The following is a 25,958-nucleotide window of genomic DNA, read 5'->3' as shown; positions in this document are numbered from 1 at the left end:
GGCCAACCAGCGGTTTCGGTTCGTGGACTCGGGCGGCGGCTTCCGCGCCCCGTGGTGCCGTACTGAGCAAACCGGCCGCCCGCAGCCGTCAGCCTCGTCGTCCTTTCGTCGGGTGGACAGCAGGGACGGCGCTCAGCGAGCGTCCGGCTCCGTGCGGGTGATGCGCAGCAGCGCCGCGGAGGGCGCGGTGGGTAGGGTCACGGTGAGGTCGGCGGTGTCCCGGTTCCAGACGGCAACGGCCTGACCCGCGGCGGGGTACAGCACCTCGGCACGGGGCGCGCCGCCCGCCTGTTCGGGCAGCCGGAGGGTGGTGGTGGCCTCGCCGCCCGGGCGGCGCCAGACGGTGAGGTAGGTGGTGGCGGGGGTGTGCAGGGCCAGGGCGATCCAGGGGTCGTCCCAGGCGGGAAGGCCGAGCGGCCAGGACGGCACGGCCCCCGGCAGGTCGGCGCGGACTGCCTTGTACACGGCGACCGCCTCGTGGACCAGGGCGCGGGCCTCGGGCCCCAGTTCCGGCAGGTGGCCGGAGAGATGGATGCGGCCGAGGAGGCCGCTCACCATGGTGAAGGCGACCTCGTCGAGGGAGTCCTCCGGCTGCGGATAGGCCCACACGGCGCCCTGCTCGGGCGTGACGGCGGTGGGCGCTGCGGCCGCGATGGGCGCGTAGCGTTCCAGGTTCTGCTGGTCGCTGGTGGACTGCAGTTGCAGCCGCGACAGCAGGGCGTGGTCCCAGCGCATGCCGCCCGAGGCGCAGTTCTCCACCACCAGGTGCGGATGGCGGTCCAGGATGCCGTCGAGCCAGTCGAGGTGCGCCCGGTTGTGGCCGAGCAGACCGGCGCCCGGGGTCTCGCCGGGGTGGGCGCTGGTACCGGAGCCGGGGTCGATGTTGTGGTCGAGCTTGAGATAGCCGACGCCCCATTCGCCGACCAGGCGGTCCACGACCTGGTCCAGGTGGGCGCGGGCGGCCGGGTGGCGCAGGTCCAGGTGGTGCCGGCCGGTCTCCGTGAGGCGGACGCCGTCGCGGCGGAAGAACGCCTCGTCGGGCAGGGACTTGGCCATGGGGCTGTCGACGCCGATGACTTCCGGCTCCAGCCACAGGCCGGGGACCATGCCGCGCTCCCGGATGCGGTCCAGCACCTCGTGGATCCCCTTCTCGCCGGGGAAGCGGGAGGCGGCCGGTTCCCAGGCGCCGACGGTGGTCCACCAGCCGCCGTTGTCGCCGTCGTACCAGCCCGCGTCGATGACGAAGTACTCGGCGCCGGCCTCGGCCGCCGCGTCGATCAGCGGCAGCAGTTTGTCGGTGGTGGGGTCGCCCATCAGGCAGTTCATGTAGTCGTTGAAGATGACGGGCAGGCGCCGGTGGTCGGCGTGCGGGCGGCGGTGGGCGCGGCGGTAGCGGGTCAGCGCGGCGAACGCGGCGTCGGGGCCGCCGTCGGCGCTGAAGGACAGGGCGGCGGGTACGGTGCGGAAGGCGGCGCCGGGTTCCAGGGGGTGGCGCCAGCCGTGGTGGGCGTCGGTGGGCCCGAACAGTGCCACGTAGGCGGCCCGGTCGTGCTCTTGGCACTCCCAGCGCCAGCCCCCTCCGTTGTGCTCGATCTGCCACACCCAGGTGCGGCCGGTACGCCGGTCCGTCAGTCCGCCCATGGGCAGATGTCCGCAACTGGACCAGGTGCCCTGGCCGTTCAGGGCGAAGCCGGCCTTGCCGTGCCCGTACTTCACGCGTCCGCTGACGCCGGGTGTGGTCCGGCGCATCGGCTGTCGCTGCCAGCGGCACTCGGCGAGCCAGTCGTTGTCCGCCCACAGCAGGTCGGCGGCGTCGACGGCCGCCGGGTCCCGCGGGGTGAGGCAGCCCACCGCGAGCGAGCTGACCGACTCCAGGTGCAGTGTGGTCCGCCCTTCGTTGCGCAGGGTCACTTCGCTGCGGAGCACGGGGATGCCGTCCGGCGACCGGTAGGTCACCTCCGCGGCCAGCCCGGTTTCCGGGTCGTGGAGATGCACGGTCAGCGTGTGCCAGTCGCCGTCGCGGGCCGCGTGGTGGGCCCGGTGGCGCAGCCGCCCGCCGAGAGCGGTCCCGATCAGACGGCTGCCCGACCAGTCACGGCCGTGACCCGCGGCCGTCACCTCCACCAGCGGCAGGGACGCACCGGGGTCGCTGCCCCCTTCGCCGGGCAGTCCGAGATGCGTCAGGCGGGTGCTGCCGTCGTCGCCGAGGACGAACTCGAGATGCAGGGCGTCGTGACCCCAGCGGAAGCTCCGCTGTTCGTTCTCCATGGTGTCCTTTCCAGGTCAGTGGCCGCGCGGGACCGCGCAGCCGCCGGGCGGCAGTTCGTGGGCCGTGGGGCCGGTGGGTACGTCGCGAGGGGGATACAGGCCGTCCTCGCCGTCGGCTGCGACGGCGAGGACGGTGGTGTGCGTCAGAAGCCCACGGCGCCCCAGGAGTGAGCCGTGTAGTCGCCCGGCCCGAATTCCCAGCCGGCCATGACGCTGTTGAGGTAGTGGTCGTTGGTGTAGAGGCCCTTGTTCAGGCCGTAGTTGAAGAACGGGGTGAGGCTGCCGGACCACCAGCCGGACCTGCTCCTGTCCAGAAAGCTGAGGGTGTGGTCGCCGTTCGGCCAGTTGTAGTCGTAGATGTCCCAGCTGCGGCCGCCCAGGCTGACATTGGTCACGGTCGGGATCGCGTTGCCGTTCCCGTCGTAGCGGTCGGCCAGCGGCTGGGTGTTGGACCAGTTGAGCCAGATCATCAGCTCGGTCTTGGAGTTGCGGTTGTTCGGCTCGGGGTAGGGGTCGATGAAGATGTCGTACGTGGCGTTGTAGCGCGAGCCGGACTTCGGCCACGCCGACTGGCTGAACCACGAGTTGTTGTTGGGGTTTACGGCTCCGATCTTCTTGGGGAGTGTGGTCACCGGGGACGACCAGCCCCAGTCCTTGCCGTTGACCATGGCGACGAAGCCGGTGCCGGTCGAGGCGTTCACGCCCCAGGAGTTGTCGTTGGCGTACCACGTCGAGGCGTTGCCGCCGGTCGAGTAGTGCTTGAACCAGTACGTCTGTGACGCTGCCACTGCCGAGTTCGGCAGGGTGAAGACGAGAGCCAGAGCCGCGAGCAGCGCGGCCCAGCCGATACGGAATTTCATCAGCCCTCCGGAATGTGTGCTGAGTGGGGGGATCACACAGGAGAGGAGAAGTCGGTCGTCCTGCCCTGGCGGCAGGGCTACGTCGGTCTCCCCTTCGGGACGGCGGGTGCGGATCGCGGTGACCGGGAGCCGGACCTCACTTCGGGTCGCCGTAGATGACTCCGCGTCCGTTGGTCCCGAAGTAGACGCGACCGTGGACCCGAGGGTCTCCGGTCATGGTGTTGCCGGTCCAGGCGTACTGGTGACGGTCGTCGTTGATGCGGATCCAGGTCCGGCCCGCGTCGTCGGAACGGAAGATGCCGCGCACGCCGTGGATCTTGGAGCTGGTGTAGACGGCGGGGTACTTGGCGCCGGGCGCGGCCTTGCCGAATCCGACGACGTCGCCCTGGTCCACCGCTTCGAACCTGGTGAAGGACGTTCCGGAGTCGGTCGACCGCCACAGCCCGTACGGTGTGGGGGTGGTGGGCTTGGTAGTGCCGCCGGCCAGCCAGATGTCGCCCTCGTGGCCCGGTACCGGCTTGAACCGGACGTTCCCCGCGGTGGGCAGACCGGTCGCCGCCGTGGCCTCGAAGCTCTTGCCGCCGTCCGCGCTGAGGTAGAAGACGCCGGCGTCGTAGGCGTAGAACGTCGCCGGGTTCACCCGGTCGGAGCGTACGGGGGCCCCGGCCGGCAGCCCCTTCGACGCCGTCCAGGTCGCGCCGTGGTCGTCGGACCAGCTGACCGGCGCACCGGCCGGTGACCAGACGATCCGCCTGCCGTCTGCGCTGATGGCGACGGCCTGGTCCTCGACGCCGGGCCCGGTGACGCCGGCCGGCTCACTGCGCGACGGCTTCCAGGTGTCGCCGCTGTCGGTGGAGATGGCAAAGTGCTGGGTCCAGCCGCTGGTGGGATGGCCGACCCGCACGATGGTGTGGGGCGCCAGCTCCGCGTAGTCCAGGGCCGGGGTGCCGCCGAAGGTCGGACTGTCGTACATCTTCGGCGCCTTGCGGAAATCCGTGTGCCGGAAGCCGCCGACATCGCCCACGCCGGAGAAGAGGTGCGCCGCGCCGGCGGGCGGGCTGATCACACTCATGACAGCGGTTTCCTCGAGCCCCTGGGCCCGCACGGACAGGTGCACCGTGCCGCCGCTGTCCCAGTCGGTCAGGTTGTCCGCGCCGTAGATCGTCGCCCCGGTTCCGTACATGAAGTGGTCGGAGTCGAAGGGGTCGATCTGGACGGACTCCATCATCCAGCCCAGCTTCGGCGCGATCTCGGGCAGCGACGGCGAGGCGTTCCAGGTCAGCCAGGGGGCGGCGGAGATGTCGATGTCGTAGCGCAGGGTGCGCTCGGAGTTCGGGCCCAGGTCCCACGCGCGGGTCCAGTTCGCGCCGCCGTCGGTGGAGCGGAAGAGGATGCAGTCGGGGTACCAGTTGACCTGGGTGGACACCATCAGGGTGTCCGGGTTCTGGCCGTCGATGGTCAGGCCGCTGTATCCGTACCTGTTGTCGTCGCTGGTGGACGGGACCGGGCTGATGCGGGTCCAGGTGTCGGTGGCGGTGTCCAGCTTCCACACGTCGCCCTTGGAGCCGTCGTATGGGCCGGCGGTGTTGCTGGTCGCCAGGTACAGGTAGCCGCCGACGTGGTCGAAGACCGCGTGGTGCGGGATGTAGCCGGTGGGCTGCCCGGGTACGCGTTCCCAGGTCGCTCCCGCGTCGGTGGACCGGTACAGGATGTTGTCCTTGTCGGCGACAGTGACATAGAGGGTCCGGGTGGCCCTGCCCGCTCTGCCGGTGCGCTTGTCGAAGACGACTTGCAGCACGCCCAGGTTGTCGCCGTTGTAGCCGTCGGGGTCGGTGGGGTCGATGACGAAGTTGCCGACGTTGGGGAAGTTGGCCACCTTCGCGAAGGTCTTGCCGTGGTCGGTGCTGCGCCACAGTCCGTGGCCCCCGCGCACTCCCAGGTAGAGGATCCTGCTGCGGTTGGGGTCGATCACCAGCCGCTCGCCGATGCCCCGGCCGGGCATGTTGCCGCCCAGCCGGAACGGCAGAGGGGTGGTCTTCCAGGTGCGGCCGCGGTCGGTCGACCGCAGGATCGCCGCCATGCTCGGGTCCCAGTCGGGGAGGGTGTACGTGCCCGCCGCCAGGTAGACGCGGTCGGGGTCGACCTCGTCGCTGGCGATGCTGATGATGCCGGTGTGTCCGTACTCGTCCCAGCCGATCCAGTCGGTGAGGGGTATCCACCGCCGGGACGCCGTGTCGAGGCGATAGGCGCCGCCGATGTCGGTACGGGCGTACACCAGTCCGGGTTCGCTCTGGTTGAAGACGATGCCGGTGACAAAGCCGCCGCCGACTATCTCGGCGTTACGGAAGGTGTAGGGCGTGCGTCGGACCTTGCCGGTCGCGCCGGCGGACGCGGCGGAGGCAGCGGATGCGGCGGAGGCAGCGGACGGTGCGAGCACAGGGAGTGCGGCCGCGGCCGCGCCGGCGGCCAGCAGTCCTCGGCGGGAGAAGTGCGGGACATGGGTCATGACGCGTCCTTACCTTTCTGGTGCGCGGGAAAAGTGAGGTAACCCGGCTCCGTGACCGCTCCGTTGGGGAGTCCGACGGACGCGATGTCCGGCCGGCCGACCGTGCTGGTCAGATGGGCGGGCAGCGCGGCGGCCAAGTCCTTCTTGCTGCTGGTGCGCCGGAGCCTGTTCGCAGGACGGCTCGGCGGTTCGTCTCCGTGCTCATGTCGTTGCGGCCCTTCGTTTTCGTGGAGCCGACCGGCGGGCGGGCCGACGCGGAGTCGCCCGAAGGACTGAGGGCGGAAGGAATCCGAATCGATCCGAATCGATGCGCTTCGACGTTTCGGCGACACTAAGACTGTGTTTCCGGCCACGACAACGGGCCGTACAGGTCACTTTCCGGTAACAGACACGATCGAGGGCGACAATGCCCCCGCCCTCCATGCGGCTCTGACCCAGGTGAGCTGGCCTTCTGGGCGACCTCTCAGAGAGGTACGCCAACGCTGGAAAGACGCCTTGCGACGGCTGAGTTACCTGTGATTGACACACGACTCAGCGTCATGTCAACGTCGAAGCGCTTCGACTGCATGACAGTGTGATCGAGGAAAGCCGTACGCCGCCCGGGCGCGCAGTCGCCACGCTTCCCACGCCTTCTCCTTCGACCTCCTGCAAGGGACATCTCAGGTGAGTACCGCCGCCACACCCCCCGAGCCGCCCACCACCGACCTGCCGTTCCGCGACCCCGCGCTACCCCTCGCACAGCGAGTCGACGACCTGGTCTCCCGGCTGACGCTCGACGAGCGCATCGAGCTGCTCTACCAGTACTCACCAGGAGTCCCGCGCCTCGGACTGGCCCCCTTCAAGACCGGTACCGAAGGACTGCACGGCGTGTCCTGGCTGGGGCCGGCCACCGTGTTCCCGCAGGCGGTAGGCCTGGGAGCGACCTGGGACGAGGAGCTGCTGCACGAGGTCGCCACGGCCGTCGGCACCGAGGCCCGCGACTTCCACCAGCGCCCCGCCGCCGACGGCCGCCGGCACAGCCTCCAGGTCTGGGCCCCCGTGGTGAACCTGCTGCGCGACCCCCGCTGGGGCCGCAACGAGGAGGGGTACGCGGAGGATCCGCTGCTCACCGGCCGGCTCTCCGTCAGCTACTGCCGCGGGCTGGCCGGAGACCACCCGGTCTACCTGCGCACGGCACCGCTCCTGAAGCACTTCCTCGCCTACAACAACGAGGACGAGCGCGACATCACCTCCTCCGTGGTGCCGCCCAGGGTGCTGCACGAATACGACCTCGCCGCCTTCCGCCCGGCGATCGCGTCGGGCGCCGCCACCGGCGTCATGCCGGCCTACAACCTCATCAACGGCCGCCCCTGCCACGTCAGTCCACTGATCGAGACCGAGGTACGGCGCTGGGCCGAGCCCACCGGCCACGAGCTGTTCGTCTGCAGCGACGCCGGAGCGGTGACCAACCTCGCCGAATCGGAGCACTACTTCGACGACCACCCCATCTCCCACGCGGCGGCGGTACGCGCCGGCGTCGACAGCATCACCGAACTGGACGAGGACGGCAGCATCACCCTCGACCGGCTCCGCACGGCGGTCGACCGCGGGCTGCTCACCGAGGCCGACATCGACCGCGCCGCGCGCCGCCACCTGTCGATCCGCTTCCGCCTCGGCGAGTTCGATCCGGACCTCGACCCCTACGCCGGCATCCGCGACGACGTCGTGGACAGCCCCGCCCACCGGGCGCTCGCCCTGCGCGCCGCCACCGAGTCGGTGGTGCTGCTGAAGAACGACGGCGCACTGCCGCTGTCACCGGCCCCCGGCGGGCGCGTCGCGCTCGTCGGTCCGTTGGCGGACACCCTCTTCGAGGACTGGTACAGCGGCACCATGCCGTACCGGATCACCATTGCCACCGGCCTGGAGTCGGCACTCAAGGAGCGCGGCGCCGAAGCGGTCCGCGCGGAGGGAGTCGACCGGATCACGCTGCGCGCCGCGTCCACCGGAGGCCTTCTGCGCGTGCCGGCGCTCGACCCCGGCGGGCCCATGGTGGCCGGTGCTCACTCGGACGAGCAGGAGACGGGCGACAACGCCTGCCACGACCTGTTCGACTGGGGTGAAGGTGTGCTGACCCTCCGCAACGCCCGCACGGAACGCTACGTCACCCTCAAGGACGGCGACCTCACTCTCGCCGCCGACCAGAGGCAGCCGAACGGCTGGTTCGTCCACGAGACCGTCCGGCTGGAACCCCAGCCGGACGGCACGGAACTGCTGCGCAACATCAGCAACGGCCGCTACGCCGCCGTGGACCCCGCCACCGGCCGCGTCACCCTCTCAGCCGAAGCCCCCGAGCAGGCGGAACGCTGGACCCGAACGGTCGTCAGGGACGGAATCGCCGAAGCCGTCGCGGCCGCCGCCTCGGCGGATGTCGCCGTGGTCGTCCTCGGAAACGACCCGCACATCAACGGCCGCGAGACCGAGGACCGTACGGGCATCTCGCTGCCGCCCGCGCAGGAGGCCCTGCTGCGTGCCGTCGCCACCGAGCGCCCAGAGTCGGTACTGGTCGTGATGAGCAGCTACCCGTACGCCGTCGACTGGGCGGACAAGCACCTGCCCGCCGTGGTGTGGACCTCCCACGGCGGGCAGGAGACGGGCCGGGCACTCGCCGCGATCCTGCTCGGCGAGGCCGAACCCTCTGGACGGCTCCCGCAGACCTGGTACCGCGGCGACGACCCGCTGCCCGGCCGCCTCGACTACGACATCATCAGCGCCGGCTGGACGTACCAGTACCACGAGGCCGCACCGCTGTACCCCTTCGGGCACGGCCTGTCCTACACCAGCTTCGCCTACTCCGACCTGCGGCTGTCCGCCCGGGAAGCGGCGCAGGACGACACCCTGGCCGTGAGCGTCGAGCTCACCAACACCGGGACGCGCACGGGCACCGAGACCGTGCAGCTCTACACCCGCGCGCTCGCCGCCCGCCACCGCGCGCCCAGGCGCAGACTGACGGACTTCCGTAAGGTCTCCCTCGCCCCCGGTGAACGGCGGCGGCTGGAGTTCGACCTGCCCGTCGCGGCCTTGGCCCACTGGTCCGTCTCAGCCGGCGCCTTCGCCGTGGACCCGGGACCGTACGAGATCCTGATCGGGCACTCGGCCGAAGCCATCGCCCTGACAGAGCCCCTCACCGTGACGGGGCCGGCCCTCCCCGCGCGCAGTCTCCTCGGCGGACGACTGGAGGCCGTCGACTTCGACGAGTGCGAGGGCGGCACGCTCGTCGACGCCAGCCGGGAGAAGGGGGAGGCGGTCACCCCGGCGACCGGTGACATCCACTGCGCACTGCGCTACGGCTCAGTCGACCTGGGCAGCCCGGCGGACGGGCCGCGGGTCATCACGGTCGAGGTGTCGTGCGCGACGGAGGAGGACGCGACCGTCGAGATCTACGCCGACGGCGCTCCCGGTGCCGGAACCTTGCTCGCCGCCCTCCGTGTCACCACCGGCACCGACGGCCGGTACGACTGGCGCACGGTCAGCGCGCGGATGCCGGAGGAGGTGACCGGGGTGCACGATCTGCATCTCGTTCTGCGGGGCGGTGTCCACTTGGCCGCGATCGCCGGCGGGACGCGGTAAGGAGCGGTGGGACGCGGCACGGAGACGGTCCGCCGCCGCTTTCCACACTTTCCGACCATTGACGCACGCGGCCCGCGCGGATCTATCCTCTGCCTGAGCAGGGGGCACCCGGGCTCCGGCCGCGGCGTCGTGCCGCCGGACGGTGTGGAGGATCGGGGTCCGTACCGGAGGAGGGCCGGGGCGGGTATGCGACAGACCGCACGCCATGACGTCGTCTTCGTCGCCGGCACCGCCGGAGAGCATGAACTGACCTGGTCGCAGAAGGCCCATGAACGCGAAGGATGTCACCCCCATCTCCACGGACCCCGCAACAGGAACGTACGGATGGGGCGGGCACTGGACGGCCGGCCCGACATGTCCGCGGTGCTGCATGCCTTCGCCGCGGTCATGGCTCACTTCGAGGCGCTGCGCACGCTCTATCCACGTGACGCGGACGGGCACCCGCGCGCGGTCGTCGTGGCTTCCGGCGTACTCCAGATCGACGAGTACGCCTCCGACGCCCCGCCGACCTACGACGAGCTGAGCGCCTTCACGCTCCGCGTGGCCGAGCCCGGATTCGCCCCGGACGACCTGCCGTTGCGGGCCGCCGTCATCACCGTGGACGGCAGACCCATCCACATCGCGCTGTCCTTGCACCACTTCTCGGCGGACACGACGAGCGCTCGGATCGCGGCCGAACACATAGCCCGACTGGCCGCCGATCCGGGCGCCGACCTCGGCTCGGGGTGGCAGCCGCGGCAGATCGCGAGCTTCGAATCCAGTCCCTCGGGGCGGCGGCACGCCCATCGTGTCGACACCCATGACCGGGCCATGCTCCGTCGGTCCGCCATGCCCGAACTCCAGGCGCCCCCGGGCCACAGGGCCGCCGTCTACAACTTCGTATGCCTCGACTCCGCGGCGGTCGCCCTCGCGGCAGCCGGTCTGGCGAAGCAGTACCGGACATCCGCGGCTGCCGTCCTGCAAGCCGCATACGCGTGCACGCTCGCCGAGCACCTCGGCATCGGCAGCTGCGTGTTCAACACAGTGATGCCCAACCGGCAGACCACCTTCGCCCGCGAGGCGGTGGCCCATATCGCCGGCAGGGCCCTCGTCCCGGTCGACACGTCCCTGGGCAGCGACCGGTTCCCGGCGCTGTGCCGAGCCGTCGACGCGGCACTCGTCAGATCCACCTCCGTCAGCCTGCGAGATCCCGACCGCTACGCCAGATCCCTGGACGAGGTCTCCGCCGAACTGGGCCGCTCCGCACACAACCCGTACGTGGTCAACATCCGCCCCATAGCGCCCCGCACGCTGATCCGGGCTCGCGAGGACAGGGCACCGCAGGACCTCGACCGAGCCATGGCATCCAGCCGTTACCGACGATTCCCCAAACCCGTCGACGCGTACTCCGGAAACCTCTCCTTCGATGTGTGGGGCATGTCCGAGTCGGCCGGAATCAGTCTCGGGACGGATGCGACGTCGTTCGACGCGACGGATCTCGAACAGATACTGCGGTCCTTCGAGAGCCGGCTGGTCGCAGCCGCGATCGGCGGTCACGCCACAAGGAGCGGCTCCTTCGCCGGCGCATAGAGCGTGGCGGAGCGCGGGTGGTCGATGTCGAGATCACTCGCGACGCCGGGTGTGCTGCCTGATGAGAGCGGCCTGCCTCTCTGACTGAGCATTTGGTGCGGTTTTCCGGGCAACGGTGCCGCCGTCGGTGCAACGCGTCCCACTTTCGGATGGTCGGAGTCCGGCCTGTCGGCGGGGGTGGTTCCGCTGGTCGGGGGAGTGAGCGGCCAGCGAGCGCAGGGTATGCGGCATTGTGCGGGCCGCGTCGGCGATGACCGCGGCGTCCTTCGCGTCGGTCTTCGCCTCGCCGGGGTACAGATCGGCAATCCGCCACATGGCGAGTCCGAGCAGGTAAGCAACCTTGCAGCCCGCGTCGCGGGCGACCGTCGGGGGCAGGGCGCCGACGAGGCGGGCTGGTCCACGATCACCAAGACGGTGCCGAACTTGGTCTTCAGCTTGGTATAGACGTCGCCCAACTTCCGTTCGGTGTTGGGTAGTTGTTTGGTGAAGACCTTCTTGCCGGTCAGGGTGAGGCCACGCCCGTGGTGGCCGCTCCTGCTACGTCCAGGCCGAGAAAGACGCCTATCTCGTCGCTGTCGTTCCAGCCGTCCTCCCGAACGAGCGTCGTGCGTGCTGGCCTGGCGTTGGTGTCGTGCGCGCACCCACCGTATGCAGACCTTCCGCCCGCAGGCGGCCAGGCGTCGCGCTCGGGCGGGCGGTAGTCGAACCACTCATTAGCGTCTCCTACAGCACCTCTCGGGCCCGGGTGGCCCCCCAGGTCATCCTTTCGACAGGGGGAACAGTCATGCCGGGCCCGGAGGCCAGCGGTCCGCTTGCAGGACCGCGAAGAAGGCAACGGAGGATGCGGCAGTCCCCCGCTGGCCATCAGGCAGGGCCGATAAGCGCCAGGTGGTCGGCCCCGGCGTCGCTGTAGTTGAGGCAGTGTCGGGACCTAAGGCGTGTCTCTTTGATGGGCTGAGCAGGAAACGGCCTCCGGCGCGGGCGTCGGCCACGCTCGTGTCGACGCCTCTTTCCACTGCCGCAGCAGGCTGTTGACCGCCTGACGGCCCGCCCGGTTGGAGCCGACGGTGGACTGGGAGGGTCCGAAGCCGACCAGGTGCACGCGCGGTTCGCCGGCCACCTGGGTGCCCTGCATGGGGATCCCGCCGAGTTCGTTGCGCAGCCGCAGCGGGTCCAGATGGGCCAGCGCGGCCTTGAAGCCGGTGGCCCACAGGATCGCGTCGACCGGCGTGAAGGAACCGTCCGCCTCGCGCACGCCGCCGGGTTCGATCGCGGTGAACATGGGACGGCGATCGAGGGCACCACGCTCCTTCGCCGCCAGGGCGTACGGGGTCCAGCCAAGTCCGGTGTAGGAGACGACGCTTCCGGTGGGCCGGCCCGCCTCCACGTCCGCGGCGACCTTGGCGATGATCTGGCGGCCCTCGACCTCGGGGTTGAACCCGCCTTCGAGGAAGACGGGTTCGCGCCGCGTGTACCAGTACGTGGTGGCCACCCGGGAGATCTCCTCCAGTTGCTGGAGCGCCGAGATGCCGCCGCCGACGACGGCGACCCTGAGGCCCGCGAACCGGTCGGCGGAGACGTAGTCGTGGGTGTGGATCTGGATGCCGGTGAAGCTCTCCTGGCCCGGGTAGTGGGGACGCACCGGGTTGGTCCAGGTGCCGGTGGCGTTGATGACCGCCCGCGTGATCCAGGTCCCCGCGCTGGATTCCACCGCCAGCTCTCCGTCGGGCCGGTCGTCCACAGGCCGTACGGCGCTGACGGTCACCGGCCGCAGAAGCGGCAGGTCGGTCGCCTGCTCGAATGCGGCGAAATAGCGCGGCACCGCCGTACGGCTGGGCTCGTCGGGGTCGACAGGCGGTTGCGGGAAGTCGGGCAGGTCGAAGATGCCGTTCACGGTGTTCATCCGCAGCGACTCCCAGCGGTGCCGCCACGCCCCGCCGGGCGCCGGTTCGGCGTCCAGGACCACGAAGGTCCGGTCGCCGTCCGGGTCGGTCAGGGCGCTGGTGAAGCCGCGCCGCTTGAGGTGGTAGCCGGCCGAGAGCCCGGACTGCCCGCCGCCGATGACCACGACCGTCGCACGCCCACCGTCAGTGTGCATGGGCCTGCTCACTCCCTTGCGGGCGAGCGCTGCCGCCGGTGGCGAGGCGCATGAGGTCGGTGTCGAAGTCGACGTCCTCCAAAGACCGCTCCGCCCGTGCGGCGTTGCCGCCGAACTGGTGTTGGTAGCCGCCCCAGTTGCCGTCGGCGATCTGCCGCCCGGCGCCGCTGCGGAGCAGGACGGAGAGCTCCTGCGCGGCCCGCGCGATCCGCTTGCCGAGGTCGGTCGACGCCCAGTCCTCGGGGGCGGCGTACAGGGACGTCGGCATCGGGATCGCCCGGAGGAAGGCGAACAGGGGCCGCAGGTGCTCGTCGACGACCATGGCGTGCCGTGCGCTGCCGCCCGTGGCGGCGAGGACGACCGGTCGGGCGATCAGCAGGTCGTTGTCGATCAGGTCGGCGAACGACTTGAACAGACCGCTGATCCCCGCCTTGTAGACCGGGGTGGCGGCGATGACCGCGTCGGCCGAGGCGAGCAGGTCCATGGCGGACCGCACCTTCGGGGTGAGCATGCCGCTCACGATGCCCTGGGCGATGTCCGTGGCGAGCGGGCCGAGATCGATCGCGCGCACGGTTGTCGGGGTGCCCGCCTCCCGGAGAGTGTCGACCGTCTTCTGGACGATGCGGTCGGCGAGCAGCCGGGTGGAGGACGGGTCGCTGACGCCGGCGTTGACGATGGCGATCGTCGCCGAGGCCGCAGTGGGGGAGGGGGCGTTCATGCGGGGCTCCTAGCGGGTGCCGTGGTGTGTCGGGCGGCCGGGGCCGGCCGTCAGAACGCGGCCGGGAAGGCGGCTTCGACGGCCGGGTCGCTGTCCTGGTATGGCGAGGTGCCGGACAGGTTGTCGCCGCGGTTCGGGTTCGGACGCGGCTGGCGCGGCTCGGCGTCGCCGTACTTCGCCTTGATGAGGGAGGCGTGCGTCGGGGCGTCCGGGACACCGGGCTTGCGGCGCGCCGCCATCTCCTTGCGGAGCACCGGCACCACCTCGGTGCCCAGCAGTTCGACCTGCTCCAGTGCCATCTCGACCGGCAGGCCGCCCGGGTCGACCGCGAAGAGCTGACGCTGGTAGTCCCCGAAGCCCTCCTGCCAGGTGAGGACCTTGTCGATCACTTCCTGCGGGCTGCCGACGGTCATGGGGGTGGCGGCCATGTAGTCCTCCAGCTTCATGCCGCGGAAGATGGGGTGGCTCTCGAAGTAGGGGCGGTAGGTGTTGACGGCGTCCTGGGACCGCTTGGCGATGAACGCCATGCCGCCGAGGCCGATGAACGCCTGCTCTGCCGTGCCGTGGCCGTAGTGCTCGAACCGCTTGCGGTACAGGTTGACCAGCGGCTTGAAGTGGAAGTTCGGCGCCAGAATGTGGTTGGCGAAGAACCCGTTGCCGTAGTAAGCCGCCTGCTCGGCCGTCTCCGGGGTGCGGATGGAGCCGTGCCACACGAACGGCGGTACGTCGTCCAGCGGGCGCGGGGTCGAGGTGAAGCCCTGCAGCGGGGTGCGGAACCGGCCCTCCCAGTCCACGACGTCCTCGCGCCACAGCCGGTGCAGCAGGTTGTAGTTCTCCAGGGACAGCGCCACGCCCTCCCGGATGTCCTTGCCGAACCAGGGGTAGACCGGGACCGTGTTGCCACGCCCGATCATCAGGTCCAGGCGTCCCTTGGCGAGGTGCTGCACCATCGCATAGTCCTCGGCGATCTTCACCGGGTCGTTGGTGGTGATCAGGGTGACGGCCGTGCTCAGGATGATCCGCTCGGTCAGGGCCGCGATGTGGGCGAGGACGGCCGGGGGAGAGGACGGCACGAAGGGCGGGTTGTGATGCTCGCCCAGTGCGAACACGTCGAGGCCCACCTCGTCGGCGCGCCGGGCGACCTTGACGATGTTGCTGATCCGCTCGGCCTCGCTCTGGGTCTGACCGGTGGTCGGGTCGGGCGAGATGTCACCGACGCTGAAGATGCCGAACTGCATCGTGGAACTCCTTGCTTCGCGGGGCCGTGCATGTGAAACCAACAGGATGATGCATCATCTATTCCTGAGGGCGGGCGCGGTCGTCCCGGCCTGACGCCACCGTCGCGTAGGTCTTCTCGTGGGGTGTGCCGCTCGTGTCGGCTGCCTCTGTCGGGCTCCGCGGGTCGCTCAGCCGTTGACCGTGCTCTGGTTCTGGTAGAGCAGGTCGGCGTACTCGGGGTGGCGGTCGATCCAGCCCGCGTAGAAGGGGCAGGTGGCGAGCACCCGCAGCCCGGCGGCCCTGGCCTCGTCGAGAGAGGCCCGGGCGAGCGCGGAGCCGATGCCCCGTCCCTCGTACGTCGGCGCGACCTCCGTGTGGACGAACGCGATCAGTTCCGCTGTCCGGAGGTACTGCGAGAACCCGGCGACCTCGGAGCTCCCGTCCACTCGCGCCTCGTAGCGGCGTGCCTCCGGTACGTCGGCGACCTTGACTCTCATCTTGCTCTCCTTGAAGCCTGGAGACTTTGTTGACGCGTCCACAAAACTATTGGGCAGTCCTTGATATGTCAACTAGTGCTCGACTCCACCTCGTCGGCGGGGTGGTTCGTGTGGCGGGATGTTGTTATGTCAACTATCATGCGTCCTGGAATGGGCGGCAGCATGGACCGGGCCTTTCGAGGAGGTCGTAGGAGATGACCGGACAGCCGAACGAGTTGCTCTTCGGAAGCTTCATCACGCCGAGGGCCGACCACATCGAGCAGGTGGTGGCGCTCACCCAGCTGTCGGAGCGGGCCGGACTGGACCTGGCCACATTCCAGGACCACCCGTACCAGCCACGGCTGCTGGACTCCTGGACGCTGATCTCCTACCTGGCCGCGGCGACCAGCCGGATCAGACTGGCGCCCAACGTGATGAATCTGCCGATGCGCCAGCCGGTGGTGATCGCCCGCAGTGCCGCGACGCTGGACCTGCTGACCGCGGGGCGCGTCGAACTGGCGCTGGGCGCCGGCGGGTTCTGGGACGCCATCGAGGCGATCGGCGGCCGACGCCTGAGTGCCGGTGAGTCCATCGACGCCCTCGAAGAGGCCATTACCGTCATCCGCGAGATCTGGGACACCGACACCCGTGGCGGAGTCCGCGTGGACGGTACCCACTACCGGGTCGCCGGCGCCAAGCGCGGGCCCGCGCCCGCCCATGACGTCGGCATCTGGGTGGGCGCGTACCGGCCGCGGATCCTGCGTCTGGTCGGCCGCGTCGCCGACGGCTGGGTGCCCAGCCTGAGCTACCTCGACGGCGGGCTCGCCGGGCTCGCCGAGGCCAACCGGCACATCGACGAGGGTGCCGCGGCGGCCGGGCGCGACCCCGCCTCCATCCGCCGGCTGCTCAACATCGGCGACCACTTCACCCCGGACGGCTCCACGAACCTGACCGGCCCGCTCGCCGAGTGGACCGAACAGCTCGCGGAGATCACCCTTGAGCACGGCATGACCGGCTACATCCTGGCGGGCGACGACCCCACCACCATCCAGCAGTTCGGCGAGGAAGTGGCCCCCGCCGTACGCGAGCTGGTCGAGAAGGCGCGCACATGACCGACAGGACGTGAGCCGGTAGCACCGGGTGGTGGGGGCGGCCCCGGCGACCCGCCCGAAGCATGAAACGGGAAGGCAGGTTCTCGTCAGACGCCACAGCGGTGATCAGCACCGGGGGCACGTGTGCGCCGGATGACTTCCGTGGCCGAGTACACCGACGCCTCGGTCACCCGGTTGATCCGCAGACTCGCGCCGATGGCCGCCGGAGCATGACCGGTGCTTGCTCCGCCGATGCACTGCCCCGACCGGGGCCCCACGCCTGTGAAAGTATCGGCGACGGGCGCGAGGTCGCCTGCTGGGTCGAGGGCAGAGGACGGGTGACATGGACCGGCCGCCAGGCATGATGGACGTGGCCCGGGAGGCCGGGGTCTCGCACATCACCGTCTCGCGTGTCATCAACGGCCATCCTTCGGTCCGGCCCGAGACCCGCAGTCGCGTCGAGGCGGCGATCCAGAAACTGGGCTACCGCCGCAACAGCGTCGCCAGGGCCCTCAAGAGCCGCCGTTCCTCGACGATCGGCGTGGTGATCGTGGGGTCGGACCTGTTCGAGCTGCCGCGCATCCTCCTCGGTGTGGAGACGGCCGCCAAGCGGGCCGGCTACTGGGTGAGCCTGGCCAGCCGGCAGGGCGAGAGCACCACCGGCGACCTCACGGAGACGCTGCAACGGCTCACCGACCAGTCGGTGGAGGCCATCGCGGTGGTCGCCGACCGGCCCGTCGCCGTGGAGGCCCTGTCCAGCCTCTCCCTCGGGGTGCCGGTGGCGGTGGTGATGTCCGGCAGCGCACCCGATCCCGACCTGAGTTTCGTCGAGGTCGACCAGGAACTCGGCGCCCGTCTCGCGGTTCGCCACCTCGTCGGCCTCGGGCACCGGAACATCGCCCATCTCACAGGTGCGCTGCGTACCTTCGACGCCCGGGCCCGCGTGGACGGCTGGCGGGCCGAACTCGTCGCCGCGGGAGCCGAAGGGGCCCTGCTGGAAGGCGACTTCAGTGCGGAGAGCGGATTCCGCCTCGCCCACGAGCTGTGCGACCACGACACCGGCCTGCCCACCGCTGTCTTCGCCGGGAACGACCAGATGGCGATGGGGGTGCTCGCCGCCTTCGCGGAGCGGGGAGTGCGGGTGCCGCACGACGTGTCGGTCGTCGGCTTCGACGACCTGAAGGGCACCGGATACCTGGTCCCCGCCCTCACCACGGTCCGACAGGACTTCGCCCACCTCGGCGAGAGCGCCATCGAACTGCTGGTGCGGATGCTGGGTGGTGAGCCACCGCAGCGGCAGCGGCTCACCCCACGGCTGGTGGTACGGCGCAGCACCGCCGTACCCCGTACGGACTCCTGACGCACGCCACCGATTCGAAAGTTTCGCTCCCCTGCTTCGCTGTCGCCCTGGCCGGCACCGTCTGTAGCGTCGGGCAGGAAAATCGTGATGCCGTCGGGCAGCGCAGAAGAGCGGCCCCTCACCAGGGGCTTCACCCGGGGAGTACGAACAGCACATGCGTTATCGGGAACTCGGCCGCACCGGGCTGACCGTGTCCGAGATCGGCTACGGAGCCTGGGGGCTGGGCCAGGGCGCCTGGGTCGGCGCCGACGACGACTCCGGCGTCCGCGCCCTGCACCGCGCCCTCGACCTGGGCGTCACCTTCATCGACACCGCACGGGCCTATGACCGCAGCGAGAGCGTCGTCGGACGGGCGCTCAAGGAGCTTCCCGGCGGCGGGGACGGCGTGCACGTGGCGACGAAGGTCGGGCCGAAGGTGCCGGTCTCCCTGTCGCCGAGCGGGCTCGACGTCATGGAGGCGTTCCCGGGCGCGCATCTGCGCGAGAGCCTGGAGACCAGCCTGCGCGAACTCGGCCGCGACCACGTCGACGTCCTCCAGCTGCACACCTGGGAGGACGAGTGGACCGGCCGCGGCGACTGGCTGGAGACCGTGGCCGCCCTCAAACAGGAGGGCAGGATCAGGGCTTTCGGCATCTCCGTCAAGGACCACCAGCCCGAGAACGTGCTCACCGTGCTGCGCACCGGGGTGATCGACACGGTCCAGGTCATCTACAACGTCTTCGAACAGGCCCCGTCCGACGCCCTGTTGCCCGCCTGTGAGGAGTACGGCGTCGGCGTGATCGTCCGGGTCGCCCTCGACGAAGGGGCCCTCACCGGAGCCATCCGCAAGGGCGTCACCTTTCCCGAAGGCGACTGGCGCAACTGGTACTTCCGGGAGGACCGGCCCGCCCAGGTCGAGGAGCGCGTGGACGCACTCCTCACCGATCTGCGCATCGAGGCCGGCGAACTCCCCTCCACCGCCCTGCGGTTCGCCCTCGCCGGGCAGGCGGTCTCCACCGTCATCGTCGGGATGCGCTCCCTGACGAACGTGGAACGCAACGCGGCGATCGCCGACGCGCCACCACTGACCACCGCGGAGCTCTCCCTGCTGACCGGGCACCGCTGGCAGAAGAACTTCTACGGCTGATCCGTCTTCCGGCACGCCGCCGTCACGTGCGGCTCACCGGGAGGCGGTGGTGGACCGCCGAACCTCGGGACCGGCCGGGACCGGCACCGCGCGCCGGTCCCGGCGGGTGAGACGCCGGTCCAGCAGCGTGCTCGCGACCGCCGCCAGGGCGAAGGCCGCGCCGACCCAGCCGATGCCCGCCAGGCCCGGGGCCGCGTCGATGACCAGTCCGGACACCCAAGGGGCGACGGCGATACCGACGTTGAAGGCGGCGATGTTCATCGCCCCGCCCAGGGTCCTGGTCTCGCCCAGGATGCCGAACACCCGGGCGTTCACCGCCGGGTTGGTCGCGAAGCCCCCGGCGGCGAGGAGCACCGCGAGCGGGACCACCAGCGAGGGGACGCCCGCGGCCGGCGCGAGGGCGGTGGCCACGACCGCGACGGTGGCAATGCCGGTCAGCAGCACACCGAACGGCGCCCGGTCGGCCAGACGCCCGCCCACCGTGAGACCGGTCAGCGCCCCCACGCCGTACAGCCCGAGCACCAGCGGCACCAGCCCCTCGGACAGACCCGTGATGTCCTGGAGGAGGGCACCGAGGTAGGAGAAGACCGCGATGGTGGCGGAGACGGTCAGCGCGGTGGTGGCGTAGGCGACCCAGAGCCGGGGTACGGCCAGGGAGCGCAGCTCTTCGCGCAGCCCCAGCCGCGGCGCCGTGGTGTCGTGCCCGGCGGGCAGCGCGAGCAGCACCGCCGCGGTGGACAGCGCCGTCATCACGGCCACCGCCCAGAACGCCGCTCGCCAGTCCACGTGCTGGGCCAGCAGGGTGCCCGCCGGAACGCCGAGAATCATGGACAAGCTCAGCCCGGACACGACCACCGACATGGCCTTGCCGCGCCGGTCGGCGGAGACCAGGGACACCGCGGTGACCGAGGCCAGCGCCCAGAACCCCGCGTACGCCATCCCCGTGACCACTCGCAGGACCAGCAGGAAGCCGAAGTGCGGCACGAGCGCGGCGGCCGCGTGCCCGGCGACGAACACGACCTGGAAACCGACCAGCGCGGCGCGGCGGGGCAACTTCAAGGTGGCCAGCGCCAGCAGCGGCGCTCCGGGCACCATCCCGAGGGCGAACGCCGAGACCAGCAGCCCCGCCTCGGAGAGGGAGACGTCCAGATCACCGGCCATGGAGGGCAACAGCCCGGAGAGCATGAACTCCGAGGTGCCCTGGGCGAAGGCGCCGAACCCGAGGACGTACACGATGAAGGGCATGGTGGGGGTGTGCTCCCTGGGTCGGACCGCCGTGCTCTCCAGGTTCGTGCCGCAGAAGGGCGTATCCGCCCGCGAAAATGGCTCAGCTGAGCCTGGGTCCGGCTGGGCCACCCTGGGGCGGGCGATCGGCGCGGCGCGGGCGAATACTGGAGGGATGGAGCAGAACGCCGAGCTGGGAGACTTCCTTCGCGCCCGCCGGGCACGCCTGAGCCCCGCCGACGCGGGCGTGGCCCCGAGCGGTGCCACGCGCAGGGTGCCGGGCCTGCGCCGCGAGGAGGTCGCGCACCTGGCCGGCGTGAGCCCGGACTACTACACCCGCCTCGAACAGGGCCGCCACCCCAACGTCTCCGAAGCCGTCCTGGACGCCGTGGCCCGCGCCCTGCGTCTGGACGACGACGAACGCGCCCACCTCCTCGATCTCGCGCGGCCCCGCACGGCCCGCCCCGGGCGCCGCCCGGAGCGGGTCCAGCGGGCACGGCCCGAGGTCCATCGGATGCTGGAGGTCCTGAACGGTGTCACGCCCGCCTTCGTCGCCAACCACCGGCAGGACGTGCTGGCCGCCAACCCGCTGGCCCGCGCCCTGATCACGGACTGGGACGCGCTGCCCTACCGCGAGCGGAACTTCGCCCGTTACGTGCTCCTCGACCCCGCCGCCCGCGCGCTCTACCTCAACTGGGAGGAGGTGGCGGAACGCGTCGTCGCCGATCTGCGCCTGGTGAGCGGACGCCATCCCGACGACACCCGGCTGAACGAGCTCATCGGCGAGGCGGTCGTCAAGGTCCCGGAGTGCGCCGGCTGGTGGCGCAGCCACCGAGTGGCCGTGTGCGCCCACGGCACGCAACGCTTCCAGCACCCGGTGGTCGGCGAACTCACCCTGCACCACGAGACACTCGCCCTGCCCTCCGATCCGCACCAGACGGTGTGCGTGTACACCGCCGAACCCGGTTCGGCCTCCGCCGAGGCACTCGCCTTGCTTGCCAGCTGGAGTGCCCCCGACACCGCTCCCGACGCCCGCGGCGCCTCCCGTGCCTACCGGCCCGACGACGGCGTACGCCCGGAGTGACGCGCACCGCCCTGCCCGGGGCAGCCGGGTGTGTACTCGAACCAGCGCACGTGTGCCTCGCCGGCGTCCCCGGTGCCGTAGAGACCCAGGTGGACGCCGACGAAGCCGCCCGCTCGTTCCGTGCTGAAGAAGGGCCGTTCGATGCTGCCCAGGGTGGTCCAGGTGCCCTCGTCCTCGACGCTGAAGGTGTAGCCGTTCTCGTCGCTGTCGACCGCGAGGACGACCTCGCTCTCCGCCACGGTGACCGCGCCGTGGCGGGTGGGGGTGCCCGCCTCGACGGCGGTGAGCACGACCTGCGGGGTTCCGGAGGCGTCGACCGTGAGCGCCACAGTGGCGTGTTGGTGATGGTTCTGGAAGACGACCAGCCCCGCTTCCTGTGTCGGCGCGGCGGCGGTGAAGCGCATACGAGTGGCGGCGCGCAGGCGCACATGCTGCTGACGGCGTGCGACGAACGCGGGGGTGCCGGAGGTGGAGGTGAGGCGCTCGGGGGAGAGGCGGATGGTCACGCCGCCCTTTCCGGGGCGGGGTGAGACGAGGGCGTCCACCGGTCCGCGCAGGCTGCTCCACTCCTGCCCGAGCGCGGGGCCGTCGAAGTCGTACCGCACCGGCGTGTCCCGACGCGGGCTCGCGGTGGTTCCGGCGGGCAGCCGCTCCGTCAGACGCACTCGCCCGGTGTCCGGCGCGAACACGGGCCCCCTGGGCGTCCATTCGACGGGCACCAGGAACACCTCGCGGCCCAGCGTGTGCGTGCCCTCGATCGGCCGCGCCGCCAGAGCCACGGCCCAGGTCTCCCCGGACGGCGTGTCGACGAGGTCGACGTGGCCGACGTTGTGGATCGGTTCGGCCGCGCCGCGGTGGCGGTGGGTGAGCAGCGGGCTCCGGGGGTCGGTGGCGTAGGGACCGGTGACGGCGTCGGCGCGGGCCGCGGTCACGGCGTGATGGTGTTCGGTGCCGCCCTCCGCTGCGATCAGCCAGTACACGCCGTCCCGCTTGTACAGATGCGGCGCCTCCACCCAGGCGCCGCGCATCGAGCCGTACCACAGCGCATGGTCGGGCCGGTCAACGCCAGCGTATCCAGGTCGAGTTCGCGCAGGTACAGCTCGCCGGGGCCCGTCACGGCCGGTTCGGCCGCGTCGCGGCAGGCGGTGAACCAGCAGCGGCCGTCGTCGTCGAAGAAGAGCGAGGGGTCGATGCCGTCCGCCTCCAGGACGATCGGTTCCGACCAGGGACCGGCGGGGTCGGAGGCGGTGAAGAGGTATGTGGTGCTGCCCTGTCGGCCTCTCGCCAGGGCCACGACCACGTAGAAGGTGCCCTGGTGATGGCGGATCGTGGCGGCCCACAGGCCGTCCGAGACGTCGAGTCCGTCCAGCGACCCTGCGAGGGGCGGTCCACCACATGCCCCAGCGGCCGCCAGCTGACCAGGTCGCGGCTGTGGAGGACGGGCAGCCCGGGGAAGTGCGCGAACGATGACGTGACGAGGTAGAAGTCGTCCCCGACCCGGCAGATCGACGGGTCCGGATGACTGCCGGAGAGAACGGGGTTGGAGAAGGTCGGCACGGGCGCACTCCGAGGCAGGCGAGGTGGGAGCGGGATTCGTCGGGGCGAGGGCCTTGACAGCTTGTTAACGTTAACATCACCGTGGTTCCCGGCCGCCACTCTTGAGAACCCTCAGAAAGAAGTCCGCATGCCGACAGCCCAACCCCCGTCCTTCCCCGCGCACTTCCTCCTCGGCTCCGCGACCGCCGCGTACCAGATCGAAGGCGCCGCGACCGAGGACGGGCGCGGTCCCTCCATCTGGGACACGTTCTCCCACGCGCCGGGCAAGACGTGGAACGGCGACACCGGTGACGTCGCCGCCGACCACTACCACCGCCTCGAAGCCGACCTCGACCTCATGGCGTCCCTGGGCCTGCGGGCCTACCGGTTCTCCATCGCCTGGCCGCGCATCCAGCCCACCGGCCGCGGCCCGGCCAACCCCAAGGGCCTGGACTTCTACAGCCGCCTGGTCGACGGTCTGCTCGACCGTGGCATCGCCCCAATCGCGACCCTCTACCACTGGGACCTGCCCCAGGCCCTGGAGGACGAAGGCGGCTGGACGAACCGCGCCACCGCGTACGCCTTCGCCGACTACGCCCGTATCGTCGGCGAAGCCCTCGGCGACCGGGTCGCGATCTGGACCACGCTCAACGAACCCTGGTGCTCCGCCTACCTCGGCTACGGCTCCGGGGCGCACGCGCCGGGCCGCACCGACGGCGCCGCGGCGCTGACCGCCGTGCACCACCTCAACCTGGCCCACGGACTGGCCGTTCAGCAGCTCAGGGCGGTCACCACCAACGACCCGCAGTACTCGATCACCCTCAACTTCCATGTGCTGCGCGGGAAGGGCGAGGGTGCCGAGGAAGCCGTACGCCGTATCGACGCACTCGCCAACCGGGCCTTCACCGAACCCCTGCTGCGCGGCCACTACCCGCAGGACCTCATCGAGGACACGGCCGCCGTCACCGACTGGGCGTTCGTGGCGGACGGTGACCTGGAGCGGATCCACCAGCCTCTGGACCTGCTCGGCGTCAACTACTACGCGACCACCACGGTCGGTCTCTGGGACGGCGGGACGACCCGTCAGAACAACGACGGGCACAAGGACATGGGCGGTTCGGCCTGGCCCGGCTCACCTCAGGTCGAGTTCCACGCGACGGACGGCCCGCACACCGCCATGGGCTGGAACATCGACCCCGACGGACTCGAAGAACTCCTCCTGGACCTGCACGCGCGCTTCCCCGGTCAGCCGCTGGTCATCACCGAGAACGGAGCCGCCTTCGAGGACCACGTCACCGTCGGCCCCGAGGGCACCCACACCGTGCACGACCCCGAACGCGTCGACTACATCCGCCGCCACCTCGACGCCGCCCACCGGGCGCTCGCCGCGGGCGTGGATCTGCGGGGCTACTTCGTGTGGTCCCTGATGGACAACTTCGAATGGGGCTACGGCTACGCCAAGCGCTTCGGCATCGTCCACGTCGACTACGAGACCCAGCGCCGCACCCTCAAGGACAGCGCGTTGTGGTACCGGGAACTGGTGCGGAACCACAACGCCGGCGGTCAGGAGGACTGAGCGGCCGTCCCACTGTCGGGCTGCCACTCCCACTGACGGGCCGCCCCGCCAAGTCGCGGGCGTCACCGTCGTTGTCGAACCGCTTGTTGATCCGTCGTGAGACGCGCCATCCGGCGGTGGTCCGCCTCAGCTCCCAGCGGGTGACGAAGAAGCGGAATATCTGGTGGCGGCCCTCCTGGCGAGTCAGGATCTGCCCGTAGGTGGTGGCCACCGCACGGTCGCCTTCGAGGAGGATCACGGGGTTGCCGAGCCGGTGACCCCCGTGGTTCTCCCGGATATGGGTGTGGGCCGGGCGCGTGAGCATCTCCTTCACGCCCTCCGGGCCGACGAACGCGCCGATCCCATCCAGTTCGTAGGTACCTTCGTCCAGCCAGAGCCCCCCGACCTCGTCCCACTGGTCCGCGTCCACGGCCAGGTCGTACGTGGTCATCAACTCGGTGATGTCCAGCCTGTCCTCAAGGCGGCGCGGATCTGACGCCGGACGGCGTCAACTACCACCTCAAGCAGCTGTCCAAGCGCTGGGGCCTGTCGGGCAAGCCGACGCTGGTCGCCCGCGCCTACGCCGAGGTGTCCTGGACCGGGAAGACCGGCCGCCGGTCACGCGTCGATGACGGCGCTCCAATCACGATCTCTCCGGACAGGAGTAGTTGGCATGAGCGAGAAGAAGGTCATCGCGGTCGCGGGAGCCACCGGCTCGCAGGGTGGCGGCGCCGCACGGGCGATCCTGGCCGATCCGGATTCGGGCTTCACTGTGCGTGCGCTGACCCGGAATCCCGACTCGCCCGCCGCCAGGGAGCTGGCCGAGCTCGGTGCCGAGGTCGTGCACGCGGACTTCTACGACGAGCCCACCGTGCACAAGGCGTTCGAGGGTGCCTACGGAGCCTTCCTCGTCACCAACTTCTGGGCGCACGGATCGGCGGCCAAGGAGACCGAGGAGGTCGAGAACCTCGTCCGCGCGGCCAAGGCCACCGGCCTGCGGCACGTGGTGTGGTCGACCCTGGAGGACGCCCGCGAGCTGCTGCCGCTGGAGGACGAGCGGATGCCGGTCCTGCAGGACAAGTACAACGTGCCGCACTTCGACGCCAAGGGCGAGGCCAACGAGCTGTTCCGCCAGGCCGGAGTGCCGACCACCTTTCTGAACACCACTTTCTTCTTCCAGGGCTTCCTGTCGGTGATGGGCCCCAAGCGGGCCGAGGACGGCGTGCTGACGCTGACGCTGCCCTTCGAGGACGGCAAGCTGCTGTCGGGCGTGGACGTGAACGACATCGGCCGCACCGCCCTGGCCATCTTCAAGAACGGCGAGCGTTTCATCGGCCACACCGTCGGCCTGGCGGGCGACCACCTGACGGGCGCCCAGTACGCGGAGAAGATCGGCGCCGCGATCGGCGAGCCGGTGCGTTTCCAGTCGGTGCCCTACGACGTCTTCCGCACCCTCGGTGTGCCGGCGGGTGATGAGATCGCCAACATGTTCCAGTACTACGGCGACTTCGACCAGGAGTTCACCGGGGCCCGCGACCTGGACCGGATCCGGGACATCCACCCGGAGCTGAAGAGCTTCGACGCCTGGCTGGCGGAGAACGCCGCCGACATCCCGGTGGACTGACGCGGCGCCGTCCACCCGCAAGAGCCGTCGTCCCGGCGG

18 protein-coding genes and 3 pseudogenes are annotated in these 25,958 nt (G+C 70.6%); 8 read left to right on the top strand and 13 right to left on the bottom strand.

The features are described 5' to 3' along the window. Positions 1-132: 132 nt before the first annotated feature. The 3 genes from ACIREI_RS10915 to ACIREI_RS10905 form a co-directional block, all read right to left on the bottom strand. A complete protein-coding gene (locus ACIREI_RS10915; RefSeq protein WP_403330221.1) occupies positions 133-2,268 on the bottom strand; it encodes an alpha-galactosidase in 2,136 nt (711 codons plus the stop codon). Positions 2,269-2,411: 143 nt separating this feature from the next. Continuing rightward, positions 2,412-3,128, bottom strand: a complete 717-nt coding sequence (locus ACIREI_RS10910; RefSeq protein WP_403330218.1) for a cellulase B precursor — start codon at positions 3,126-3,128, stop codon at positions 2,412-2,414. A gap of 136 nt (positions 3,129-3,264) precedes the next feature. Beyond that, the gene (locus tag ACIREI_RS10905) at positions 3,265-5,634 is read right to left on the bottom strand and encodes a xyloglucanase (protein ID WP_403330215.1); all 2,370 of its coding nucleotides are present in this window, start codon (positions 5,632-5,634) and stop codon (positions 3,265-3,267) included. Positions 5,635-6,297: 663 nt separating this feature from the next. On the opposite strand from ACIREI_RS10905, the gene ACIREI_RS10900 reads away from it, so the two are divergent. Continuing rightward, positions 6,298-9,240 (top strand): glycoside hydrolase family 3 C-terminal domain-containing protein, encoded by a 2,943-nt coding sequence (locus ACIREI_RS10900; protein WP_403330212.1) that lies wholly within the window; start codon positions 6,298-6,300, stop codon positions 9,238-9,240. A 186-nt stretch (positions 9,241-9,426) separates the two neighbouring features. Next, a complete protein-coding gene (locus ACIREI_RS10895; RefSeq protein WP_403330209.1) occupies positions 9,427-10,809 on the top strand; it encodes a condensation domain-containing protein in 1,383 nt (460 codons plus the stop codon). Between the two features lie 207 nt (positions 10,810-11,016). On the opposite strand, the pseudogene ACIREI_RS10890 reads toward ACIREI_RS10895, so the two are convergent. From ACIREI_RS10890 to ACIREI_RS10870, 5 genes and pseudogenes are all read right to left on the bottom strand, one after another. Beyond that, a pseudogene (locus tag ACIREI_RS10890) lies at positions 11,017-11,374 on the bottom strand (IS110 family transposase); the annotation flags it as partial. Between the two features lie 366 nt (positions 11,375-11,740). Then, on the bottom strand, positions 11,741-12,907 hold the full coding sequence (locus ACIREI_RS10885; protein ID WP_403330206.1) for a flavin-containing monooxygenase: 1,167 nt from the start codon (positions 12,905-12,907) through the stop codon (positions 11,741-11,743). After that, the gene (locus ACIREI_RS10880; protein ID WP_403330203.1) at positions 12,897-13,625 is read right to left on the bottom strand and encodes a CE1759 family FMN reductase; all 729 of its coding nucleotides are present in this window, start codon (positions 13,623-13,625) and stop codon (positions 12,897-12,899) included. The genes ACIREI_RS10885 and ACIREI_RS10880 overlap by 11 nt, the downstream gene beginning before the upstream one ends. Before the next feature lie 50 nt (positions 13,626-13,675). Next, positions 13,676-14,863, bottom strand: a complete 1,188-nt coding sequence (locus tag ACIREI_RS10875) for a CE1758 family FMN-dependent luciferase-like monooxygenase (protein WP_403330200.1) — start codon at positions 14,861-14,863, stop codon at positions 13,676-13,678. Positions 14,864-15,031: 168 nt separating this feature from the next. After that, the gene (locus ACIREI_RS10870; protein ID WP_403330197.1) at positions 15,032-15,340 is read right to left on the bottom strand and encodes a GNAT family N-acetyltransferase; all 309 of its coding nucleotides are present in this window, start codon (positions 15,338-15,340) and stop codon (positions 15,032-15,034) included. 194 nt (positions 15,341-15,534) lie between these two features. Here ACIREI_RS10870 and ACIREI_RS10865 point away from each other — a divergent pair, with 194 nt between their 5' ends. The 3 genes from ACIREI_RS10865 (at position 15,535) to ACIREI_RS10855 (ending at position 18,896) form a co-directional block, all read left to right on the top strand. Beyond that, on the top strand, positions 15,535-16,431 hold the full coding sequence (locus ACIREI_RS10865; protein WP_403330194.1) for an LLM class flavin-dependent oxidoreductase: 897 nt from the start codon (positions 15,535-15,537) through the stop codon (positions 16,429-16,431). A gap of 322 nt (positions 16,432-16,753) precedes the next feature. Continuing rightward, positions 16,754-17,770: a LacI family DNA-binding transcriptional regulator gene (locus ACIREI_RS10860; protein WP_403330191.1), complete on the top strand. Its 1,017-nt coding sequence runs from the start codon at positions 16,754-16,756 to the stop codon at positions 17,768-17,770. A gap of 154 nt (positions 17,771-17,924) precedes the next feature. Beyond that, the gene (locus ACIREI_RS10855; RefSeq protein ID WP_403330188.1) at positions 17,925-18,896 is read left to right on the top strand and encodes an aldo/keto reductase; all 972 of its coding nucleotides are present in this window, start codon (positions 17,925-17,927) and stop codon (positions 18,894-18,896) included. 33 nt (positions 18,897-18,929) lie between these two features. On the opposite strand, the gene ACIREI_RS10850 is transcribed toward ACIREI_RS10855, so the two are convergent. Continuing rightward, positions 18,930-20,141, bottom strand: coding sequence for a Cmx/CmrA family chloramphenicol efflux MFS transporter (locus ACIREI_RS10850; RefSeq protein ID WP_403330185.1), 1,212 nt, complete (start codon positions 20,139-20,141; stop codon positions 18,930-18,932). Positions 20,142-20,295: 154 nt separating this feature from the next. Here ACIREI_RS10850 and ACIREI_RS10845 point away from each other — a divergent pair, with 154 nt between their 5' ends. Then, positions 20,296-21,204 (top strand): helix-turn-helix transcriptional regulator, encoded by a 909-nt coding sequence (locus ACIREI_RS10845; protein WP_403330182.1) that lies wholly within the window; start codon positions 20,296-20,298, stop codon positions 21,202-21,204. On the opposite strand, the gene ACIREI_RS10840 is transcribed toward ACIREI_RS10845, so the two are convergent. From ACIREI_RS10840 to ACIREI_RS10830, 3 genes and pseudogenes are all read right to left on the bottom strand, one after another. Further along, on the bottom strand, positions 21,171-22,232 hold the full coding sequence (locus tag ACIREI_RS10840) for a family 43 glycosylhydrolase (protein WP_403330179.1): 1,062 nt from the start codon (positions 22,230-22,232) through the stop codon (positions 21,171-21,173). The genes ACIREI_RS10845 and ACIREI_RS10840 overlap by 34 nt on opposite strands. After that, positions 22,172-22,498, bottom strand: a complete 327-nt coding sequence (locus tag ACIREI_RS10835; RefSeq protein ID WP_403330176.1) for a family 43 glycosylhydrolase — start codon at positions 22,496-22,498, stop codon at positions 22,172-22,174. The genes ACIREI_RS10840 and ACIREI_RS10835 overlap by 61 nt, the downstream gene beginning before the upstream one ends. 122 nt (positions 22,499-22,620) lie before the next feature. Then, positions 22,621-22,761, bottom strand: a pseudogene (locus tag ACIREI_RS10830) (family 43 glycosylhydrolase); the annotation flags it as partial. A gap of 127 nt (positions 22,762-22,888) precedes the next feature. Between ACIREI_RS10830 and ACIREI_RS10825 the strand changes: the two are divergent. Continuing rightward, positions 22,889-24,316: a GH1 family beta-glucosidase gene (locus ACIREI_RS10825; RefSeq protein WP_403330173.1), complete on the top strand. Its 1,428-nt coding sequence runs from the start codon at positions 22,889-22,891 to the stop codon at positions 24,314-24,316. Here ACIREI_RS10825 and ACIREI_RS10820 read toward each other — a convergent pair. Continuing rightward, a pseudogene (locus ACIREI_RS10820) lies at positions 24,249-24,770 on the bottom strand (nuclear transport factor 2 family protein); the annotation flags it as partial. The gene ACIREI_RS10825 and the pseudogene ACIREI_RS10820 sit on opposite strands and share 68 nt — an antisense overlap. A gap of 198 nt (positions 24,771-24,968) precedes the next feature. On the opposite strand from ACIREI_RS10820, the gene ACIREI_RS10815 reads away from it, so the two are divergent. Then, on the top strand, positions 24,969-25,919 hold the full coding sequence (locus ACIREI_RS10815; protein WP_403330170.1) for an NmrA/HSCARG family protein: 951 nt from the start codon (positions 24,969-24,971) through the stop codon (positions 25,917-25,919). Positions 25,920-25,958: the final 39 nt, after the last annotated feature.

It is taken from the genome of Streptomyces sp. NPDC093591, assembly GCF_044764885.1.
In the GTDB taxonomy this organism is placed as follows: domain Bacteria; phylum Actinomycetota; class Actinomycetes; order Streptomycetales; family Streptomycetaceae; genus Streptomyces.
Note: the sequence above shows the minus strand (reverse complement) of the source record. Positions and strands in the feature narration are given on the sequence as shown.